Origin of the sequence: Pseudomonas sp. Yb2C2 (assembly GCF_052112325.1) — a bacterium.
Lineage (GTDB): Bacteria > Pseudomonadota > Gammaproteobacteria > Pseudomonadales > Pseudomonadaceae > Aquipseudomonas > Aquipseudomonas marginalis.
The window spans coordinates 180237-199859 of record NZ_JAVAJK010000002.1 but is presented as its reverse complement, the minus strand read 5'-3'; the positions used below and the strand labels follow the sequence as shown (position 1 = coordinate 199859).

The following is a 19623-nucleotide window of genomic DNA, read 5'->3' as shown; positions in this document are numbered from 1 at the left end:
TGCAGGCAGTAATTCAGGTGACTGCACATGAATGATTTACAGATCGACGACATCAAGACCGACGAAAACGCCGCCATGGTGTTGCTGGTCGACGACCAGGCCATGATCGGCGAAGCCGTCCGGCGCGGCCTGGCCCACGAAGAAAACATCGACTTCCACTTCTGTGCCGACCCGCACCAGGCGATTGCCCAGGCCATCCGCATCAAGCCCACGGTGATCCTGCAGGACCTGGTGATGCCGGGCCTCGACGGCTTGACCCTGGTGCGCGAATACCGCAACCACCCGGCCACGCAGAACATCCCGATCATCGTGCTTTCCACCAAGGAAGACCCGCTGATCAAGAGCGCGGCGTTCTCGGCGGGGGCCAACGATTACCTGGTCAAGCTGCCGGACAACATCGAACTGGTGGCGCGCATCCGCTATCACTCGCGTTCCTACATGACCCTGTTGCAGCGCGATGCCGCCTACCGTGCGCTGCGGGTCAGCCAGCAACAGCTGCTGGACACCAACCTGGTGCTGCAACGGCTGATGAACTCCGATGGCCTGACCGGGCTGTCCAACCGCCGCCACTTCGACGAATACCTGGAGCTGGAATGGCGCCGCGCCATGCGTGACCAGACCCAGCTGTCATTGCTGATGATCGACGTGGATTTCTTCAAGACCTACAACGACAGCTTTGGCCACGTCGAGGGTGATGAAGCCTTGCGCAAGGTCGCCAACACCATCCGCGAAGCCAGCAGCCGCCCCTCGGACCTGCCGGCACGCTACGGCGGCGAAGAGTTTGCCCTGGTGTTGCCGAACACCTCGCCGGGTGGGGCACGCCTGGTGGCGGAAAAGCTGCGCATGGCCGTCGCCGCACTGAAAATCCCGCATATCGCCCCGGCGGAAGGCTCGAGCCTGACCATCAGCATCGGGCTGTCGACCATGACGCCGGTGCAGGGTACCGATTGCCGCCAGTTGATCATGGCGGCGGACAAGGGCTTGTATACGGCCAAGCACAACGGGCGAAACCTGGTCGGCATTGAGTGACTCGAGGCCGCAACAGATCAAAATGTGGGAGGGGGCTTGCCCCCTCCCACATTTAACCCTGCGTAGTCTGCCTTTTCGCCAGGCGGGCTGCCGCTCCCCCCCGTTTGCCGTTATACTCGCCGGCTTTCAAAAGTTCGCCAACGAGTGCTGCCCGCCATGGAAATCAACCCGATCCTTAACACCATCAAGGACCTGTCCGAGCGCTCCGAAACTATTCGGGGGTATCTTTGACTACGATCAAAAGCATGAGCGCCTGACCGAAGTCAATCGCGAGCTTGAAGATCCGAGTGTCTGGAACAAACCTGAATACGCCCAGGAACTGGGGCGCGAGCGCGCTGCGCTGGCGCAGATCGTCGACACCCTCGACGAACTGAATACCGGCCTGGCCGATTGCCGCGACCTGCTGGACATGGCCGTCGAGGAAAACGACGAAGGCGCAGTGGGCGATGTCGTCGCCGAGCTGGCCCGTCTCGAGGAAAACCTCGCCAAGCTTGAATTCCGTCGCATGTTCAGCCACGAAATGGACCCGAACAACGCCTACCTGGACATCCAGGCCGGTTCCGGCGGCACCGAAGCCCAGGACTGGGCCAACATCCTGCTGCGCATGTACCTGCGCTGGGCCGACAAGCGCGGTTTCGACGCCACCATCATGGAACTGTCGGCTGGTGAAGTCGCCGGCATCAAGGGCGCGACCGTGCACATCAAGGGTGAATACGCCTTTGGCTGGCTGCGTACCGAGATCGGCGTACACCGCCTGGTGCGCAAGAGCCCGTTCGACTCCGGCAACCGTCGCCACACCTCGTTCTCTGCGGTGTTCGTCTCGCCCGAGATCGATGACAAGGTGGAAATCGAGATCAACCCGGCCGACCTGCGTATCGACACCTACCGCTCCTCCGGTGCCGGTGGCCAGCACGTAAACACCACCGACTCGGCCGTACGTATTACCCACGTACCGACCAACACCGTGGTGAGCTGCCAGAACGAACGTTCCCAGCACGCGAACAAGGACACCGCCATGAAAATGCTGCGGGCCAAGTTGTACGAGCAGGAAATGCAGAAGCGCAACGCCGCTTCCCAGGCCCTGGAAGACACCAAGTCGGATATCGGCTGGGGTCACCAGATCCGCTCTTATGTGCTCGATGCGTCGCGGATCAAGGATCTGCGCACTAACATCGAACGCAGCGACTGCGACAAGGTGCTCGACGGTGACATTGACGAATACCTGGAAGCCAGCCTGAAATCTGGCCTGTAACCCCTTGTAGGAACCGGGGGGGACGCCTAGTCCTTGCCGGCGATCCCCGGCCTACGCCTGGGACAACGAACCTGATGGAAAATTTAAAGACATGAGCGACCAACAACTCGACCCGCAAGCCCTGCAACAGGAAGAAAACTCCCTGATCGCCCTGCGCAAGGAAAAGCTGGCTGCCGAGCGCGCCAAGGGCAATGCCTTCCCCAACGACTTCCGTCGCGACAACTACTGCGATGCCTTGCAGAAGCAGTACGCGGACAAGACCAAGGAAGAGCTGGCAGAAGCGGCGATCCCGGTCAAGGTGGCAGGTCGCATCATGCTCAACCGTGGCTCGTTCATGGTGATCCAGGACATGACCGGGCGTATCCAGGTCTACGTCAACCGCAAGACCCTGTCCGAAGAAACCCTGGCCTCGGTGAAAACCTGGGATATGGGCGACATCATCGCCGCCGAAGGCACCCTGGCCCGTTCCGGCAAGGGCGACCTGTACGTGGAAATGACCAGCGTGCGCTTGCTGACCAAGTCCCTGCGCCCGTTGCCGGACAAGCACCACGGCCTGACCGACACCGAGCAGCGTTACCGCCAGCGCTACGTTGACCTGATCGTCAACGAAGACGTGCGCCAGACCTTCCGCGTGCGTTCGCAGGTCATCGCGCACATCCGCAGCTTCCTGATGCAGCGTGACTTCCTGGAAGTGGAAACCCCGATGCTGCAGACCATCCCGGGTGGTGCCGCAGCCAAGCCGTTCGAAACCCACCACAACGCACTGGACCTGGAAATGTTCCTGCGTATCGCGCCTGAGTTGTACCTCAAGCGTCTTGTGGTCGGTGGCTTCGAGAAGGTGTTCGAGATCAACCGCAACTTCCGTAACGAAGGCGTCTCGACCCGGCACAACCCGGAATTCACCATGTTGGAGTTCTACCAGGCCTACGCCGACTACGAAGACAACATGGACCTCACCGAGGAACTGTTCCGCGAGCTGGCGCAGCTTGTCCTCGGGACTACCGACGTGCCGTACGGCGACAAGGTGTTCCACTTCGGCGAGCCGTTCGTGCGCCTGTCGGTGTTCGACTCGATCCTCAAGTACAACCCTGAGTTGACCGCAGACGACCTCAACGACATCGACAAGGCCCGCGCCATCGCCAAGAAAGCCGGTGCCAAGGTGCTCGGTTTCGAAGGCCTGGGCAAACTGCAGGTGATGATTTTCGAAGAGCTGGTGGAGCACAAGCTGGAACAGCCGCACTTCATTACCCAGTACCCGTTCGAAGTGTCGCCGCTGGCCCGTCGCAACGACGACAACCCGAACGTCACCGACCGTTTCGAGCTGTTCATCGGCGGCCGCGAAATCGCCAACGCCTACTCCGAGCTTAACGATGCCGAAGACCAGGCCGAGCGCTTCATGGCCCAGGTGGCCGACAAGGACGCTGGCGACGACGAAGCCATGCACTACGACGCCGACTTCGTACGTGCCCTGGAATACGGCATGCCGCCAACGGCCGGTGAAGGTATCGGCATCGACCGCCTGGTGATGTTGTTGACCAACTCGCCGTCGATCCGCGATGTGATCTTGTTCCCGCACATGCGGCCACAAGCGTAAATGTAGCGAAATCCGAAGCCGCCTTTTATAAGGCGGCTTTTTTATGTGGCGTTTTTAAGCGTCAAGCAAACAGCGCCAGGTTTTGATCTATTCAAGGATGTGTGTCGTGAACCGCGTAACCGCTCAAGAAGGTGCCGCCGGCATTGCCGCTGCCGTGGCTGAAAGCGTCCAGTACCAGGGCCGTAAGGCCAGCCGTCGGGGCAGCGAGCAACGCAGGCAAGACATTCTCGATGCAGCCATGCGCATCGTGGTGCGCGATGGCGTGCGGGCCGTGCGCCATCGGGCCGTGGCGGCCGAGGCCGGTGTGCCGTTGTCAGCCACTACCTATTACTTCAAGGACATCGATGACCTGCTCACCGATACCTTCGCCCAGTACGTTGAACGCAGCGCCGCCTTCATGGGCAAGCTATGGGTGCGTAACGAAGGCCTGTTGCGTGAGATGGTCGCCTATGGCGATGGCAGCCCGGAATCGCGCTCGCAACTGGCCGATGACATCGCGCGGCTGACCGCCGACTATGTGCTGCGCCAGTTGACCAACCGCCGCGAGCATTTGATGGCCGAACAGGCCTTTCGCCAGGAAGCCTTGCTCAACCCGCGCCTGGCTGAGCTGGTGCGTTCCCACCAGCAGATCCTGTTGCAGGGCACGGGGCAGTTTTTCCAGGTATTGGGCTCCCGCGAGCCGCAACAGGACGCCAAGGTGTTGACGGCGATTATCAGTCGGATGGAATATCAGGGCCTGCTGGGCGGCGCAGAGCCTCTGACCGGTGAAGAGATGCTTGAGATCCTCAAGCGTTACATGCATTTGGTGTTGGCCTCGGTCTGACACCGGGGGAGTCCAATGAAAACCTGGCGTGTGGCGGTAATCGCCTTGTCGTTCCTGTTGCTCAGCGGTTGCCTGGTCACGTTCAAGGACCCGTTGCCCGCCCATGAGGCGGCACCGGATGAGTTGCTGGGCCATTGGACCAGCAGGAATGCCTGGGGCGAACCGCTCAATCTGCGCATCAGCCGTGCCGGTGAGCACCGCTACAAGGCGGTGAGCTACCCTAAAGCCACGCCGGCCCAGCGCGATGAGTACCTGTTTACCGTTTCGCGTCATGGCAACCGCTGGTACCTGTCGGCACCGTTGCCGGCCCGGTTCGGAGGGCATTACTTCCTGGCGGGGTTCGAGTTCGACGATAAGCACGAATTGGTGGTCTATAACCTCGACCTCGAACAGATTCACCAGGCCATCGGGCAACAGGTGCTGCAGGGCAGCAGCGTGGATACCGTCGAAGGCGCCGGCGTACGGGTCGACAGTTCCATGAGCCAGGTGTTTGCCTACCTGGATAACCCGGCCAATGCCGATGTGTTCGTTGAAGCCGTGCGCTACCAGCGTGCGGGCAAATAACGTTTAAAGAGGAAGCACCGGGTGGACGATTACCAGCAGACGATACGCAGCTTGTCCGATCGCATTGTGCTGGCGCAAACACCGATTCGCGTCCTCGACGCCGTGAAGTGGGACGACAACATTCGCCAGGGATTCCTCAAGGCCAAGGGCAAGGCCATGCCCGCCGTGGATCGCGACTATTACCTGAACCGGCCGCTGTCGTTCGACTCCAGTGCGGTAAAGCTGGAATTCCAGAACATCGAACGCGACATCACTCGCCGCCTCGGCCAGTTCAGCCCGGTGGGGCAGATCATGCGCCGCATGTGCCGCGAATACCGCATGGTGGTGCGCATGCTCGAAGCCCGCGGCACCGAGGACTTCGGCCTGATTTCCCAGGAGCTGTACGGCGCCGCCTCCGACGCCTTCCACGCCGGCGACCCGACCCTGGCTGACCTGGGCCTGATGCTCTCCGACTACCTGAACAATATCGACGGCCGTGGCGACCTCAAGGACGAAGCCAAGACCCTGACCGCCAAGGACGCCGTGGCCCTGCTGCAAACCCGCCTGAACAAGGTATTTGGCGAAGCCGAAGAGACCATCCGGGTGTTTGAGTCCGACGGCATCGTTGCCGATGCCGCAGCGGGAGCCGACTACATCAAGATCCGCGCCGACGCGATGTTCAACGACCGCGACGTGCGTGCGCTGGAAGTCCACGAAGGCCTGGTGCATGTCGGTACCACGCTCAACGGCCAGAACCAGCCGATCTGCACGTTCCTGTCCAAGGGCCCGCCGTCGTCCACCGTGACCCAGGAAGGCCTGGCGATCCTCATGGAGATCATTACGTTCGCCTCCTACCCGAGCCGCTTGCGCAAGCTGACCAACCGCACCCGTGCGATCCACATGGTGGAAGAGGGTGCCGACTTCCTGCAGGTGTTCGAGTTCTTCCGCGAGCAAGGCTTTGAAATGGCCGAAAGCTATGGCAACGCCAGCCGGGTATTCCGTGGCTCGGTGCCGAACGGCCTGCCGTTTACCAAGGATCTGTCCTACCTCAAGGGCTTTATCATGGTCTACAACTACATCCAGCTGGCCGTGCGCAAAGGCAAGCTGGAGCAAGTGCCGCTGCTGTTCTGCGGCAAGACCACCCTGGAAGACATGCGCACCTTGCGCCAACTGGTGGACGAAGGCCTGGTGGTGCCGCCCAAGTACCTGCCGGAGCAGTTCCGCGACATGAATGCACTGGCGGCGTGGATGTGTTTCTCCAACTTCCTCAACCACTTGAGCCTGGACCGGATCGAGGCGGATTACTCCAATATCCTTTAAACGTTGTTATTCACGAGGCTTCAACGGATGAGAATCCTCGGCATTCTGTGCCTGCTACTCACATTGAACGGTTGCAGCTCGCTGCTGTTCTACCCCGAACCCGGCCTGCCGTTCACGCCCGAAAAAGCGCACTTGCAATACCGCGATGTCACCCTCACCACCGCCGACGGTGTGAAGCTGCACGCGTGGTGGCTGCCGGCCAAGGCCGGAGTACCCGTCAAAGGGACGGTGCTGCACCTGCACGGCAACGGCGGTAACCTGGCCTGGCACCTGGGCGGCAGCTGGTGGTTGCCGGAGCAGGGCTACCAGGTACTGCTGCTGGACTATCGCGGTTACGGGCTGTCGGCAGGCAAGCCCTCGCTGCCAGCGATCTATCAGGACGTGGACGCGGCGTTCAACTGGCTCGACCAGGCGCCCGAAACCCAGGGCCAGCCGTTGATCGTCCTCGGTCAAAGCCTCGGTGGTGCGCTGGCGGTGCATTACCTGGCGGAACACCCGCAGCGTCAAGTCCAACTCAAGGCCCTGGTACTGGACGGCGTGCCGGCCAGTTATCGTGACGTAGGACAATTCGCCCTGAGCACTTCCTGGTTAACATGGCCCTTCCAGGTGCCCTTGTCTTGGCTGGTGCCCGACGCCGACAGCGCGATCAACGCCATGCCGCAACTGACCGGCGTGCCGAAATTGCTGTTCCACAGCCTGGATGACCCGATCGTGCCCGTGGCCAACGGTATCCGCCTGTATCAGGCCGCGCCGCCGCCACGGGTATTGCAGTTGACCCGCGGCGGCCATGTGCAGACCTTTGCCAACAAGACTTGGCAAACCGTGATGCTGCGCTATCTGGACGACCCGCAGCACTTCAACGGCCTGCGCCGCCTGGGCGAGATTCCGAATTACCCCATTCCTAAAGTTGATCCATCAGAGAGCCCGCAATGAGTGAAGAACGCAACATGATCCCGCTGATCCTCACCGGCATCGGCACCATCATCGGCACCGTCGGCTGCCTGTGGTACTACGGCTATTTGCACTTCGCCAAGCCTGAGGATGCGTTGCTGCTCAGCGACTTCACCATGCTCAAGACCGTGCCGGGCGAGGACTACAAGATCTCCCTGACCCCGGCCGCTCAAGTGGCACAGTGCGTCGATGGTGTGCTGGTCATGTTCGATACCGAACAAAAAGGCTTGAGTGGTGTGTTGGTCAATAATAAGAAGCAGGCGGTGCGTTGCATGGGCCAGGAAACCCCGCAACTGCAGCAGTAAGCCAGCGCGTCGAGTCCGTGGGAAAACGCCACTCAGCCTGGGGATTCGTCCCTTGGTGCAGGTCCGAGTCTTCCCAGGCCGGAACCATCTCTATTTGCCCGCCACAGACTATGGACTGATCGGTGTGACTGATCGGTCCTTTTCGTTAGTTATTGTGGAGTCGACATTTATGACAAGCATCAGCGGAACACAGTCTCCAGTGAATACGGGCAGCTATGGCGCCGGCGGGAGCTCCCAGGGAGACCTCAACCAACAGATTGATGACGTAAAAAGCAAAATTAACCAAATGGAGTCACAAGGCTCCCAGGGTGGGCAGGGAAGCGGTGGGGCCGGCGGCGGAGAGAGTCTCGAGGACCTGAAGGAGCTACTGAAGAAGCTGCTTGCACAACTGCAGCAACAAGGTGCACAGGGCGGCCAAGGCGGCGAAGGCGGCCAGGGCAATGGCCAGATTCCGCAACCCGACTATCAGGGGGGGGGCTCGATCAACACCTGATTGCCCACCCGTGGAAAAACCCGCCTGCCATAGGCGGGTTTTTGTGTATCCGGGGTCAGGTTAGCCACGGCCCGCTCAATGTCTACAGGGGGGCGGGATTTATTTGGAACCATATCGCGCAAGACGCCACAGAAAGCGGTGTAACTTACACACTTCAGGGCCGAGAAAGTGGCGATATCTATTTTTTCAAATCCTGCAAATCCTGCAGCTCCTGAAAGTCCGGCATTACGCAACATGCGGGATATGGTCAGGTGTCATGAGGATCTGGAACGGCAGCAAGCTCGGGAGCAGAAAAAGCAACTGATGGAGCATTTGCCGAAACAGGCCCATGCCCCGAAGATTGAGCTGCCAGCGGAGGACACAAACCGTCCTGTCCAATTCGGCGAGCCCAAAAAAAACCCACCATAAGGTGGGTTTTCTTATCCAGCATCAATCAATCAGTTGGCGACGGACGAGCGTGGCTTGACCGGCTGGTTATCGTTGGAGATGGTCACTTCAACGCGGCGGTTCATGGCACGGCCCGAGACGCTGCCGTTGTCGGCAACCGGGTATTCCTTGCCATAGCCGGTGGTCACGATGCGGCGTGGGTCAACGCCCATCTTGATCAGCGCAACCTGCACAGAAGCGGCACGTCGCTCCGACAGGCTCTGGTTGTAGGCATCGCTGCCTGTGCTGTCCGTGTAACCTTCAACGATCACCTGGCGATCCGGGTTTTCCTGAAGGAACTGCGCCAGCTTATTGATGTTGACCAGGCCGCTGGACTTCAGGTCGGCCTTGTTGGTGGCAAACAGCACGTCGCCAAAGGTCACCAGAGTACCGCGCTCGGTTTGCTTGGCGTTCAAGCTGTCCTGCAGCTGCTTGATCTGCGCATCACGGGCCTCGAGCAGGGCACGGGCGCGTTCGTCGCCGGCGTTTTTCAGCTTGGCTTCGGATTCGCGCAGCACGATGGTGTCTTTGGCCACTTCAACGCGCTGGTTGGTCAGGTAGGCCAGTTGATCGACCTTCTTCTGGTCTTCCTTGTCGCGGTAGGCCTTGTCAGCCTTGTCCAGCCAATCGCTGGCATCCTTGGTTTCCAGCGCGGCAAGCTTGGTGGCTTGCGGGTTGGTTTGCAGGGACGAGAAGTTGGTCCGTGCGTTTTCCAGGTTCGCGTTGGGCGGGGTAGAGCAGGCCGCCAGGGCAACGCTCATCGCCAGCAGGGCAGGGATCATCAATTGTTTACGCATAGTCGTGTCGTCCTTTCAATTCGATATCGGGTGCAGTGCAATCAGGCGCGGCGCTTTATTTCTGCTGGATAGCAGCCGGGCGCATACCTTCCTGACGCAGCTCCTGAACAGCTTTCTGGGAATCCTTCACAGCCTGTTCGGCCTTGGCCGCCTGGGACTTGCGCTCTGCAACGCGAGCATCCCATTCAGCCTGTTCGGCCAGGCGACGCGCCTCGTCATAATTCTTGTCGTGCATGGCGATTTCGGCTTGCTTGAGCTTGTCCTGGGCCGATTTCATTTCAACTGCTGCGTACTCGGTACCGCCGGCGCTCACTGCGCTGTTGACCGCGGACTGAGTCACCGCGTACTGCTCGGTTGGCGGGTTGCCGGCGCAGCCAGCCAAAACGAAGCTGGTGCCGATTGCCAGCGCGGCCAATTTAAGCCCGCGCAGGTGGTTAAACGTGGATTTGGCAGTGCTGGTCTTCATCGTCTTCAACTCCATTGGATAGCTCCTAAAAACATCAAAATCCATCGCAGTCGGTGAACGGCTTGGGGCGCGGCGGTAAAGCGCGACAGGCCCTTTCAAACGGCCGTTCCAAGTGATGGCTTACTGGCTGTGACCGGAGGCTTTTTTCAAAAGTTCAGAAGAGATGGCGATTTGCCTAAAAAAATATCTGACTGATTGGTCAGGGTAAAAAGTTGGAACTTTTGCCACGTGCAGGGGTACTCCGAGCCTCGGCAGAGGCCCGGAATACGGGGTTCAGATGGGTGTCAATCGAGTCCGTCAGTGCTTTTGGTCGTCGGCACTGGCAGACAAATCATGCAGATAGCGACGGGACAAGGTCAGGAACCGCGGCGTTGGCCCGACGTCCTCATAGAGCGGGTCGCCCTCTTCATCGGTGGCGATGACCTGTTGTCCCTTGATGTAGGGAAAGCTGGCTTCCAGCTCCTCAAGGGCGGCACCGATCAGCTCGCCGAGCAGTTCTTCGGTGTGGCGCTTAGGGTACATCTCGGCGATGGCTGCCAGCCGTGCAGCAGCCTCCACATCCAGATGGATGGCGTACTCGGTCTTGGTCAGGCGACCCTTGGCGTTCTCTTCCCAATGCTGGGCCAGTTCTCGAATTTTCATGGCAACCTCAATAAAGCCTGCGGTGGCAGGCGGTGATGAGTGACCAGCCGTGCGCGTGGATAAACGCGGCGGCTCACACTTGAGACTAGCTGCAAGTCACAAGGTTTAAAGTCTTGTCATAAAACGATGCCGGCGGCACTCTGACACACCTGCGCGTCCCGGATTTCTGGCTGGAGATTGGCTGATGAGTGATATCGATGCACGCTTGCGTGAGGATGTTCACCTGCTCGGTGAACTGTTGGGCAACACCATTCGAGAGCAGTACGGCGATGATTTTCTCGCCAAGATCGAACAGATCCGCAAAGGCGCCAAGGCCGACCGCCGCGGAGCCGCCCCGGACAAAGCCGCGGGTGATGAACTGAGCGCCAGCCTCAATCAGTTGCAGGAAAACGAACTGCTGCCGGTGGCGCGGGCCTTCAACCAGTTCCTCAACCTGGCCAATATCGCCGAGCAGTACCAGTTGATTCACCGGCGCGACGAGTCGCAACCGGCGCCGTTCGAGTCCCGCGTATTGCCGGAGTTACTGGCTCGCCTGCAGGGCGAGGGCCACAGCAATGAGTCCCTCGCCCGCCAGTTGGGGCGCCTGGACATCGAACTGGTCCTCACCGCCCACCCCACCGAAGTGGCACGCCGCACCCTGATCCAGAAATACGACGCCATCGCCGCGCAACTGGCGCTGCAGGATCATCGCGACCTCACCAGCGCTGAGCGCGAGCAGATCCGCCAGCGCCTGCAGCGCTTGATCGCCGAAGCCTGGCACACCGAAGAAATCCGCCGCACTCGGCCCACCCCGGTGGATGAAGCCAAGTGGGGCTTCGCGGTGATCGAGCATTCGTTGTGGCACGCCATCCCCAATTACTTGCGCAAGGCCGACCAGGCGTTACACGCTGCGACGGGCCTGCGTTTGCCGCTGGAAGCCGCGCCGATCCGCTTTGCGTCGTGGATGGGCGGCGACCGTGACGGCAACCCGAATGTCACCGCGCCGGTCACCCGCAAGGTGTTGCTGCTGGCGCGCTGGATGGCGGCCGACCTGTACCTGCGCGATATCGACCACCTGGCCTCCGAACTGTCGATGCAACAGGCCAGCCCGGCGTTGCAGGCCAAGGTCGGCGACAGCGTCGAACCTTATCGTGCCCTGCTCAAGCAACTGCGCGAACGCCTGCGCGCCACGCGCCAATGGGCCCATACCGCGTTGAGCAGCAGCACGCCGGCGCCTGCCGAGGTGTTGCAGAACAACCGCGATCTGCTCGAGCCACTGGAGCTGTGCTACCAGTCGTTGCACGCGTGCGGCATGGGCGTGATCGCCGACGGCCCGCTGCTCGATTGCCTGCGCCGGGCCGTAACCTTTGGTCTATTTCTGGTGCGCCTGGATGTGCGCCAGGATTCCAGTCGTCATTCGGCGGCGATGACTGAAATCACCGATTACCTGGGCCTGGGCCGTTACGAGGACTGGAACGAAGACATGCGCATCAGCTTCCTGATGAAGGAGCTGGCCAACCGTCGACCGCTGTTGCCGGGCTATTTCAAGCCATCGGCCGATACGGCCGAAGTGCTCAATACCTGCAAGGAAGTGGCCGCCGCGCCTGCCGCATCGTTAGGCTCGTATGTCATTTCCATGGCCGGTGCCGCGTCGGACGTATTGGCGGTGCAGCTGCTGCTTAAAGAGTCGGGCGTTCAACGGCCGATGCGCGTGGTGCCGCTGTTCGAAACCCTGGCCGACCTGGATAACGCCGGTCCCGTGATCGAACAACTGTTGCTGCTGCCAGGCTACCGGGCGCGCTTGCAGGGCCCGCAGGAAGTGATGATCGGCTACTCCGACTCGGCCAAGGACGCCGGCACCACCGCCGCCGCCTGGGCGCAGTACCGGGCCCAGGAGCGGCTGGTGGATATCTGCCGTGAGCAACAGGTGGAATTGCTGCTGTTCCACGGTCGCGGCGGCACCGTCGGGCGTGGCGGCGGCCCGGCCCACGCGGCGATCCTGTCGCAACCGCCGGGTTCGGTGGCGGGGCGTTTCCGTACCACCGAGCAAGGCGAGATGATTCGCTTCAAGTTCGGCTTGCCGGACATTGCTGAACAGAACCTCAATCTCTACCTGGCCGCCGTGTTGGAAGCGACATTGCTGCCACCGCCGCCACCGGAGCCGGCGTGGCGCCATTTGATGGATGAATTGGCGGCCGACGGCGTCAGCGCTTACCGTGCGGTGGTGCGGGAAAATCCGCAATTCGTCGAGTATTTTCGCCAATCCACCCCGGAGCAGGAGCTGGGCCGGCTACCTCTGGGCAGTCGCCCGGCCAAGCGTCGCGCCGGTGGTATAGAAAGCCTGCGCGCCATTCCGTGGATCTTCGGCTGGACCCAGACTCGCCTGATGCTGCCGGCCTGGCTGGGTTGGGAAGCCGCATTGAGCAAGGCCCTGGAGCGCGGCGAAGGGGAACTGCTGGGGCAGATGCGCGAACAGTGGCCGTTCTTCCGCACCCGCATCGATATGCTGGAAATGGTCCTGGCCAAGGCCGATGCCGATATTGCGCGCCTGTATGACGAGCGCCTGGTGCAGCCGGACCTGTTGCCATTGGGCGCGCACTTACGCGACCTATTGTCGCAGGCATGCGACGTGGTGCTTGGCCTGACCGGCCAGTCGCAACTGCTGGCCCATAGCCCTGACACCCTGGAGTTCATCCGCCTGCGCAACACCTACCTCGACCCCTTGCACCTGTTGCAGGCCGAGTTGCTCGCGCGCTCGCGTCGCCAGGAAGCCGCGCAGGACAGCCCTCTGGAACAGGCGTTGCTGGTGTCCGTGGCGGGTATTGCCGCCGGCCTGCGCAACACCGGCTGAGGTTTTTTGCGTGTTCTCAAAAGCTTGCGGATAAACCACGACGGCCGCCCTGAAAGGGGTGGTCGGCGTTTACAGCGCTGGTTGCACTCAGGCACACCCTACCTATGACGTACGCGTGGCGCGGGTTCCTGCGACTTTTGGCGGCTTGTGTGGTTAGGGCCCGCTGTGTATCTTGATCAGCCTTTGGCCGTTTGGGCGGCCTGGGCCCATAGTTTCATGAGCCCTATATTATTTTTACGAGATTGGCCCCACGCGGCGAATCCGAGCGTCATCTCTATAAAAAATTGAGGAGCACATCGATGCGCGTCATTCTGCTGGGAGCTCCCGGGGCCGGTAAAGGTACTCAGGCAAAGTTCATCACTGAAAAATTCGGCATTCCACAAATCTCCACCGGCGACATGCTGCGTGCTGCCGTCAAGGCCGGCACCGAGCTGGGCCTGATCGCCAAGAGCGTGATGGACAGCGGTGGCCTGGTCTCCGATGACTTGATCATCAACCTGGTCAAGGAACGCATCAGCCAGGAAGACTGCAAGAACGGCTTCCTGTTCGACGGTTTCCCACGCACCATTCCCCAGGCCGAAGCCCTGGTGAAAGCCGGCGTCGAGCTGGACGCGGTGGTGGAAATCGCGGTTGAAGATGAAGAGATCGTCCAGCGTATTGCCGGTCGTCGCGTCCACGAAGCCTCCGGCCGCGTGTACCACACCGTCTACAACCCGCCTAAAGTTGAAGGCAAGGACGATGTCACCGGTGAAGACCTGGTGCAGCGCAAGGACGACACCGAAGAAACCGTGCGTCATCGCCTGTCTGTCTACCATTCCCAGACCAAGCCGCTGGTGGATTTCTACCAGAAGCTGTCCGCAGCCCAGGGCAAGCCGAAGTACAGCCATATCCCTGGCGTCGGCTCGGTGGAAGCGATCACCGCCAAGGTCCTGCAAGCACTGAGCTGATCCTTTATCGGCTTGATAGACAACGGCCCGCTTGCGGGCCGTTGTTGTTTATACTGGCGCACTTTTTTTCGACTTGGACACCCATACCGATGAGCACCCTGCTGGCCCTGGACACCGCGACTGAAGCTTGCTCCGTTGCCTTGCTGCACGATGGCAAGGTCACAAGCCACTACGAGGTGATCCCGCGCCTGCACGCGCAGAAGCTGTTGCCGATGATCAAGCAGCTGCTTGAAGACGCGGGCATCACCCTGTCGGCCGTGGATGCCATCGCCTTCGGCCGTGGCCCGGGAGCGTTCACCGGGGTGCGCATCGCCATTGGCGTGGTCCAGGGCCTGGCCTTTGCGTTGGAGCGCCCGGTGCTGCCGGTTTCCAACCTTGCCGTACTGGCCCAACGTGCCTTGCGCGAACACGGCGCCCAGCAGGTGGCGGCGGCGATCGATGCGCGTATGGACGAAGTGTATTGGGGTTGCTACTGCGAAACGGCTGGCGAAATGCGCCTTGTCGGCGTGGAAGCGGTGCAGCCACCGGAATCGGCGGTATTGCCGGACGATGCCAGCGGTGACTGGTTCGGCGCTGGCACCGGTTGGGGTTATGGCGAGCGTATCGGCGTTCAACCCGCTGGCCAGGACGCCACCCTGTTGCCTCACGCCGAAGACCTGCTGACCCTGGCGCGCTTTGCGTTCGAACGTGGCGAGGCTATTCCTGCGGATCAGGCCGCACCGGTTTACCTGCGCGATAAAGTCGCGCAGACCAAGGCGGAAAGAGGGATTATTTGACGCCAAAAATGATGGCAATTTGAGGCAAAAGTCGCCAATCGTCAGAATTTGCCCGGGTTTTTAAACCTTTTTCAAATTATGTGTTCTAGTTATCACCAGAGCATTTGCGCGCGACGGACAGTGCTGCCAAAATGCCATTACTGATAGCGAGTTCGCGCCTATGCGTATAGATGGATTTTCCTCACAGTCGTACCCGATCAAGCGCAAGCCGCGTAAGGCAAACGCCACGGTGGACGACTCCGTCGAGGATTCGCCGGACTTCATTGAGGTCCAATCCGATGCGCAGGCCAGTTCACAAGCCCGCATCAGCGGCGTTCCCGCCCGTCAGCAAGACATGGTCTTCCCGCGCTCCATGAGCAAAAGCGTTGCCACCGCCCTGGCCAGCTACCTGACCACCGCCGGATTTGTCGAATGGGATATGGAAGTGCTGGGTCTCGACATCCACATCTGATGCGCCTGCCTTACTACCTCGGCTGCCCGTCCTGGAGTGAAAACGCCTGGCGCGAGTACCTGTACCCAGTCGACGCCCGCTCCAGCGATTACCTTGCCCTTTATTCCCAGGTCTTCAACGCCGTTGAGGGCAATACCACGTTCTACGCTCGCCCCTCGGCCGCTACCGTGCAGCGCTGGGTCGACATCATGCCCGACGATTTTCGCTTCACTGCAAAATTCCCCGGTGACATCAGTCACGGTGGCGACTTGCGCGAGCAATTGCCGGCGGCGGAAAGTTTTGTCGGTTTGATGAGCCCGCTCGGTGAACGTGTTTCGCCGCTGTGGCTGCAACTGTCGGCGAGTTTTTCGCCGCAACGCCTGGCTGAACTGGCCGGTTTTATCGATGGCCTGGAACGCCCGATGGCGGTGGAAGTACGCCACCCTGAGTTCTTCGCCAAGGGCGATGCCGAGCGCACGCTCAACCGTTTGTTACGGGATCGGGGTGTCGAGCGCATCTGCCTCGACCCGCGCGCGTTGTTCAGTTGCACGTCGACCTCGGCGGCGGTACTGCACGCACAATCGAAAAAGCCCAAGGTGCCACCCCGTCCGGCAGCGCTGACCCAGTTTCCCCAAGTGCGTTTTATCGGCCATCCGGAGCTTGAGGCCAATGACCCGTTCCTGGTGCCGTGGGTGGAAAAAATCGCGGGTTGGATCGAAGAAGGCCGCACACCCTACGTGTTCCTGCACACCTCGGACAACCGCCTGGCCGCACAACTGGCCCTGCGTTTCCACGCCAAGTTGATGGTGCGCCTGCCCGGCCTTCCGGCGCTGCCGACGTTGGATCGGCAACCCGAAGCGGAACAACTGGGGTTACTCTAGGGCTCCTTTTCCCGCCAGGAGTCAGTCATGGATGCCCAAGCCCTTCGCGCCGAAACCTTCAAGTCCCTGCATGAGCGCGACCGCGCCTTCGTGATGCCTAACCCTTGGGATGCCGGCTCCGCGGTGATGCTCACCAGCCTTGGCTTTGAAGCCCTTGCCACGACCAGTGCGGGTTATGCGTTCAGCCTGGGGCGCCCGGACGCGGAAGGCGCGTTGTCCCTTGAAGACACGTTGCTCAATGCCGCTATGATCGCCAAGGCCACCGCGCTGCCGGTGGCGGCCGACCTGGAAAACGGCTTCAGCGATACCCCTGAAGGCTGTGCCGAAACCATCTTGCGGGCGGCGGCCAGCGGTATCGTGGGGGGCTCTATCGAAGATGCCACCGGCGTTGCCGTCGACCCGATCTATCCCTTCGACCTTTCCGTAGAGCGCGTGGAAGCCGCCGTCGCCGCTGCCCGCAGCTTGCCATTCCCCTTCACACTGACGGCCCGCGCGGAAAACCTCCTGCATGGTCGCCTGGATCTGCCCGACACTATTCGCCGCCTGCAGGCCTACGCCGAAGCCGGCGCCGACGTGCTCTATGCGCCGGGCCTGCGCAGTGCTGAGGACGTGCTGGCGGTGGTCAAGGCCGTGGCGCCAAAGCCGGTGAACGTGTTGATGTCCGGCGGCCTGAAACTCAGTGTGGCGCAATTGAGCGCGATGGGGGTAAAGCGCATCAGCGTGGGCTCGGCCATGGCACTGGCGGCCTATGGTGAATTCTACCGAGCGGCCCAGGAAGTCTATGAGCTGGGCACCTTCAGCTTTACCGAGCGCTCGATGCCCTTCAGCCAGGCCAATCAGTTCTTCAAGGACTGAGCCGTGCGTTTTTTCAAACTGCTGGGTGCTCTGCTGGTGCTCAGTGGTGCATTTGCCGTGGGTGTATGGCGTGGCTGGCTGCCGTTGCCGGCCGAATGGAACCCCTGGTCGCCGCTGGACGTACGGTCCAGCCCGAACCTGTTGACCCGCTACAAGCTGGGACGCCTGCAGGATGACCCCGAGCTCTGCGACCAAGTGCTGAAAACCTCTGGTTTGCGTGTCAGCCATCAGGCTGACACGCCCGCTGACGCTGCCTGTCCTCTGCGCAATACCTTGCGCGTGCAGGGTGCAGACGTGGCATTAAGCAGCAGCTTTCTCGCCAGTTGCCCGTTGGCCGTGGCATTCGCGCTGTTCGAGCGTCACAGCCTGCAACCGGCAGCCCAGGCGGTGTTCGGCCAGGCGGTGACACGGGTCGATCACCTGGGCAGCTTTGCCTGTCGCAACATGTATAACCGTGCCGAAGGGCGGCTCAGCCAGCATGCGTCGGCCAATGCCTTGGATATCGCCGGGTTTCGCCTGGCGGATGGGCGCAGTATCAGCGTGCTCAAGGATTGGTCCGGGGAGGGCGACAGCGCGCGGTTCCTGCGCCAGGTGCGCGATGGCGCCTGTGATGATTTCAATGTGGTGTTGAGCCCGGACTACAACGCCGCGCACCGCAACCATTTCCATCTGGACATGGGGCGTTGGTGGGTGTGTCGCTAGGCCGCCAGGCGCAGGTTGTGGGTGATCAGTGGGCGTGCCCAGTGGTAGTCGAAGTCCAGCGCCTTCTGTTGCGCCAGCAGTTCTTCGGTTGGGTAAGGCGTGGCGGGTGGTGGCAACAGGTCCAGTTCGAACTCGGCAATCGGCAAGTGCAGAGGGCGTGGTTCCGGCGCCGGGCCGGGCTCAGGCAATGGCTGGCCGGCCGTGAGGACGATCGGGCGAACCCAAGCGCTTTCGAAATTCTGCTGGCGCTGCTGCGCGACGATTTCTTCCTGTGGGAATGGCGTGGCGGCCGGTGGCAGCAACTCGATTTCGAATTCGGCGATAGGCAGGAACAGTGGCACAGGTGGCGCAATCTCGGTGTCTTTGACGTCGCACTCACGCTGCGTGAGGATCTGCGACAACAGGTCGGCACCGGCGCTGGGCTCTACCGCCGGGTCCGCCGGTGCCGGCGCCTTGGCGGCGAGCGCGTCCGGCGTTTCACCGAGCTGCTCGGCCAGCGCCCGGGCGAAGAAGTCCTGCCACACATGGCTCACCCCGGCCAGCGCTTGAGTATTGCGCAGGCCGTAGTGGTTATGGGTCGGCAGTACACCGATGGTTAGGGGGAGAATGTCTGACATTTTTCTCGGTCGACGCTCAGCTCTGGCAAAATACCTGACTGTTGTTTTTATCGGCCGTTGTTTGCCGATCCTTAATATTTTTGAGCGTAGCGATTGATGAGCGAACAACCAGCGGCCAGCCGCATCCAGGTCGAGGCCTTGGGCGAAGGTTTCCAGGCCCGGGCCGAGCAGTGGGCTGAACAGCTCGGCTTGCCTTTACAGCTCGCGGATGCGGATTTTTCCCTGCAAGTGGGGGAACACGGCCTGCAACTGCAGCAGCTTGGACCTGACGCGCCGGGACCGGTGCGGGTGGACTTCGTCGAAGGCGGCGCGGCTCACCGTCGGCTGTATGGCGGCGGCAGCGGACAGATGATCGCCAAGGCCGTGGGCATTGCCCAAGGCGTGCGTCCCCGTGTGCTGGACGCCACGGCCGGTCTGGGCAAGGACGCGTTCGTGCTGGCCAGCCTGGGCTGCGAGATGAGCCTGATCGAGCGCCAACCGCTGATCGGTGCCTTGCTCGAGGATGGCCTGGCGCGCGCTACGCAGGATTTTGACGTAGCGCCCATCGTGGCGCGCATGAAGCTGCTCAAGGGCAACTCCATTGACGTGATGCTCAATTGGCAAGGGGAGCCACCCCAGGTGATCTACCTCGACCCGATGTTCCCCCACCGTGAGAAAACCGCCCTGGTGAAGAAAGAAATGCGCTTGTTCCGGCCACTGGTGGGCGATGATCCGGATGCACCGGCCCTGCTGGCCGCCGCCCTGGCCCTGGCCAGCCACCGCGTGGTGGTCAAGCGCCCGCGCAAGGCGCCCTGCATCGAAGGGCCCAAGCCGAGCCATGCGCTGGATGGCAAGTCCAGCCGGTATGACATTTATCCCAAGAAAGCGCTCAAGTCTTAAGCCACAAGCCACAAGCCACAAGCCACAAGCTGCAAGCAAAAGCGCTTTTCACTTGCTGCTTGCAG

At 61.3% G+C, this 19623-nt stretch carries 21 protein-coding genes; 17 read left to right on the top strand and 4 right to left on the bottom strand.

Translation table 11 applies throughout. The annotated features are described in order from the left end of the window. The first annotated feature begins 27 nt into the window (after nucleotides 1–27). The 9 genes from Q8X51_RS03185 (at nucleotide 28) to Q8X51_RS03145 (ending at nucleotide 8310) form a co-directional block, all read left to right on the top strand. Entirely contained in the window at nucleotides 28–1029 is a 1002-nt protein-coding gene (locus tag Q8X51_RS03185) for a response regulator (RefSeq protein WP_065926488.1), read from the top strand. A gap of 156 nt (nucleotides 1030–1185) precedes the next feature. Next, nucleotides 1186–2281 (top strand): peptide chain release factor 2 gene (gene prfB, locus Q8X51_RS03180; protein ID WP_098465888.1). Its coding sequence is split into 2 segments (ribosomal slippage): nucleotides 1186–1257 and nucleotides 1259–2281, totalling 1095 coding nucleotides; the frame shifts between segments, so codons are not numbered across the junction. Nucleotides 2282–2372: 91 nt separating this feature from the next. Next, nucleotides 2373–3875 (top strand): lysine--tRNA ligase, encoded by a 1503-nt coding sequence (lysS, locus tag Q8X51_RS03175; RefSeq protein ID WP_065926487.1) that lies wholly within the window; start codon nucleotides 2373–2375, stop codon nucleotides 3873–3875. Between the two features lie 106 nt (nucleotides 3876–3981). After that, nucleotides 3982–4698 (top strand): TetR/AcrR family transcriptional regulator, encoded by a 717-nt coding sequence (locus Q8X51_RS03170; protein WP_027604515.1) that lies wholly within the window; start codon nucleotides 3982–3984, stop codon nucleotides 4696–4698. A gap of 15 nt (nucleotides 4699–4713) precedes the next feature. Further along, nucleotides 4714–5262 carry a hypothetical protein gene (locus tag Q8X51_RS03165; RefSeq protein WP_407693205.1) on the top strand — a complete coding sequence of 183 codons (549 nt, stop codon included), beginning with the start codon at nucleotides 4714–4716 and terminating at the stop codon, nucleotides 5260–5262. Between the two features lie 21 nt (nucleotides 5263–5283). Continuing rightward, complete coding sequence (locus Q8X51_RS03160) at nucleotides 5284–6561, top strand: flavohemoglobin expression-modulating QEGLA motif protein (RefSeq protein ID WP_027604513.1); 1278 nt, start codon at nucleotides 5284–5286, stop codon at nucleotides 6559–6561. 27 nt (nucleotides 6562–6588) lie between these two features. Beyond that, a complete protein-coding gene (locus tag Q8X51_RS03155; protein WP_407693206.1) occupies nucleotides 6589–7494 on the top strand; it encodes an alpha/beta hydrolase in 906 nt (301 codons plus the stop codon). Then, on the top strand, nucleotides 7491–7817 hold the full coding sequence (locus Q8X51_RS03150) for a hypothetical protein (RefSeq protein ID WP_003172217.1): 327 nt from the start codon (nucleotides 7491–7493) through the stop codon (nucleotides 7815–7817). The genes Q8X51_RS03155 and Q8X51_RS03150 overlap by 4 nt, the downstream gene beginning before the upstream one ends. A gap of 169 nt (nucleotides 7818–7986) precedes the next feature. Further along, a complete protein-coding gene (locus Q8X51_RS03145; RefSeq protein WP_065926485.1) occupies nucleotides 7987–8310 on the top strand; it encodes a hypothetical protein in 324 nt (107 codons plus the stop codon). Nucleotides 8311–8747: 437 nt separating this feature from the next. On the opposite strand, the gene Q8X51_RS03140 is transcribed toward Q8X51_RS03145, so the two are convergent. The 3 genes from Q8X51_RS03140 to Q8X51_RS03130 form a co-directional block, all read right to left on the bottom strand. Continuing rightward, complete coding sequence (locus Q8X51_RS03140) at nucleotides 8748–9533, bottom strand: OmpA family protein (RefSeq protein WP_027604511.1); 786 nt, start codon at nucleotides 9531–9533, stop codon at nucleotides 8748–8750. Nucleotides 9534–9588: 55 nt separating this feature from the next. After that, nucleotides 9589–9999 (bottom strand): DUF4398 domain-containing protein, encoded by a 411-nt coding sequence (locus tag Q8X51_RS03135; RefSeq protein ID WP_169899499.1) that lies wholly within the window; start codon nucleotides 9997–9999, stop codon nucleotides 9589–9591. A 297-nt stretch (nucleotides 10000–10296) separates the two neighbouring features. Then, entirely contained in the window at nucleotides 10297–10641 is a 345-nt protein-coding gene (locus Q8X51_RS03130; protein WP_027604509.1) for a hypothetical protein, read from the bottom strand. A 184-nt stretch (nucleotides 10642–10825) separates the two neighbouring features. Between Q8X51_RS03130 and ppc the strand changes: the two genes are divergently transcribed. From ppc to Q8X51_RS03095, 7 genes are all read left to right on the top strand, one after another. Further along, nucleotides 10826–13471, top strand: a complete 2646-nt coding sequence (gene ppc, locus Q8X51_RS03125) for a phosphoenolpyruvate carboxylase (RefSeq protein ID WP_407693207.1) — start codon at nucleotides 10826–10828, stop codon at nucleotides 13469–13471. A 299-nt stretch (nucleotides 13472–13770) separates the two neighbouring features. Further along, nucleotides 13771–14418: an adenylate kinase gene (gene adk, locus Q8X51_RS03120; protein ID WP_010212617.1), complete on the top strand. Its 648-nt coding sequence runs from the start codon at nucleotides 13771–13773 to the stop codon at nucleotides 14416–14418. An 89-nt stretch (nucleotides 14419–14507) separates the two neighbouring features. Beyond that, nucleotides 14508–15194, top strand: a complete 687-nt coding sequence (gene tsaB, locus Q8X51_RS03115) for a tRNA (adenosine(37)-N6)-threonylcarbamoyltransferase complex dimerization subunit type 1 TsaB (protein WP_407693208.1) — start codon at nucleotides 14508–14510, stop codon at nucleotides 15192–15194. A gap of 160 nt (nucleotides 15195–15354) precedes the next feature. Beyond that, nucleotides 15355–15645 carry a hypothetical protein gene (locus Q8X51_RS03110; protein WP_065926482.1) on the top strand — a complete coding sequence of 97 codons (291 nt, stop codon included), beginning with the start codon at nucleotides 15355–15357 and terminating at the stop codon, nucleotides 15643–15645. Next, nucleotides 15645–16505 carry a DUF72 domain-containing protein gene (locus Q8X51_RS03105; protein ID WP_065926481.1) on the top strand — a complete coding sequence of 287 codons (861 nt, stop codon included), beginning with the start codon at nucleotides 15645–15647 and terminating at the stop codon, nucleotides 16503–16505. The genes Q8X51_RS03110 and Q8X51_RS03105 overlap by 1 nt, the downstream gene beginning before the upstream one ends. A gap of 27 nt (nucleotides 16506–16532) precedes the next feature. After that, nucleotides 16533–17360 carry an isocitrate lyase/PEP mutase family protein gene (locus Q8X51_RS03100; RefSeq protein WP_065948855.1) on the top strand — a complete coding sequence of 276 codons (828 nt, stop codon included), beginning with the start codon at nucleotides 16533–16535 and terminating at the stop codon, nucleotides 17358–17360. 3 nt (nucleotides 17361–17363) lie between these two features. Continuing rightward, nucleotides 17364–18062, top strand: a complete 699-nt coding sequence (locus Q8X51_RS03095) for an extensin-like domain-containing protein (protein ID WP_065926479.1) — start codon at nucleotides 17364–17366, stop codon at nucleotides 18060–18062. On the opposite strand, the gene Q8X51_RS03090 is transcribed toward Q8X51_RS03095, so the two are convergent. Beyond that, entirely contained in the window at nucleotides 18059–18679 is a 621-nt protein-coding gene (locus tag Q8X51_RS03090) for an energy transducer TonB (protein ID WP_407693209.1), read from the bottom strand. The genes Q8X51_RS03095 and Q8X51_RS03090 overlap by 4 nt on opposite strands. A 96-nt stretch (nucleotides 18680–18775) precedes the next feature. Here Q8X51_RS03090 and Q8X51_RS03085 point away from each other — a divergent pair, with 96 nt between their 5' ends. Further along, nucleotides 18776–19558, top strand: coding sequence for a class I SAM-dependent methyltransferase (locus Q8X51_RS03085; RefSeq protein WP_065948854.1), 783 nt, complete (start codon nucleotides 18776–18778; stop codon nucleotides 19556–19558). Nucleotides 19559–19623 lie beyond the last annotated feature (65 nt).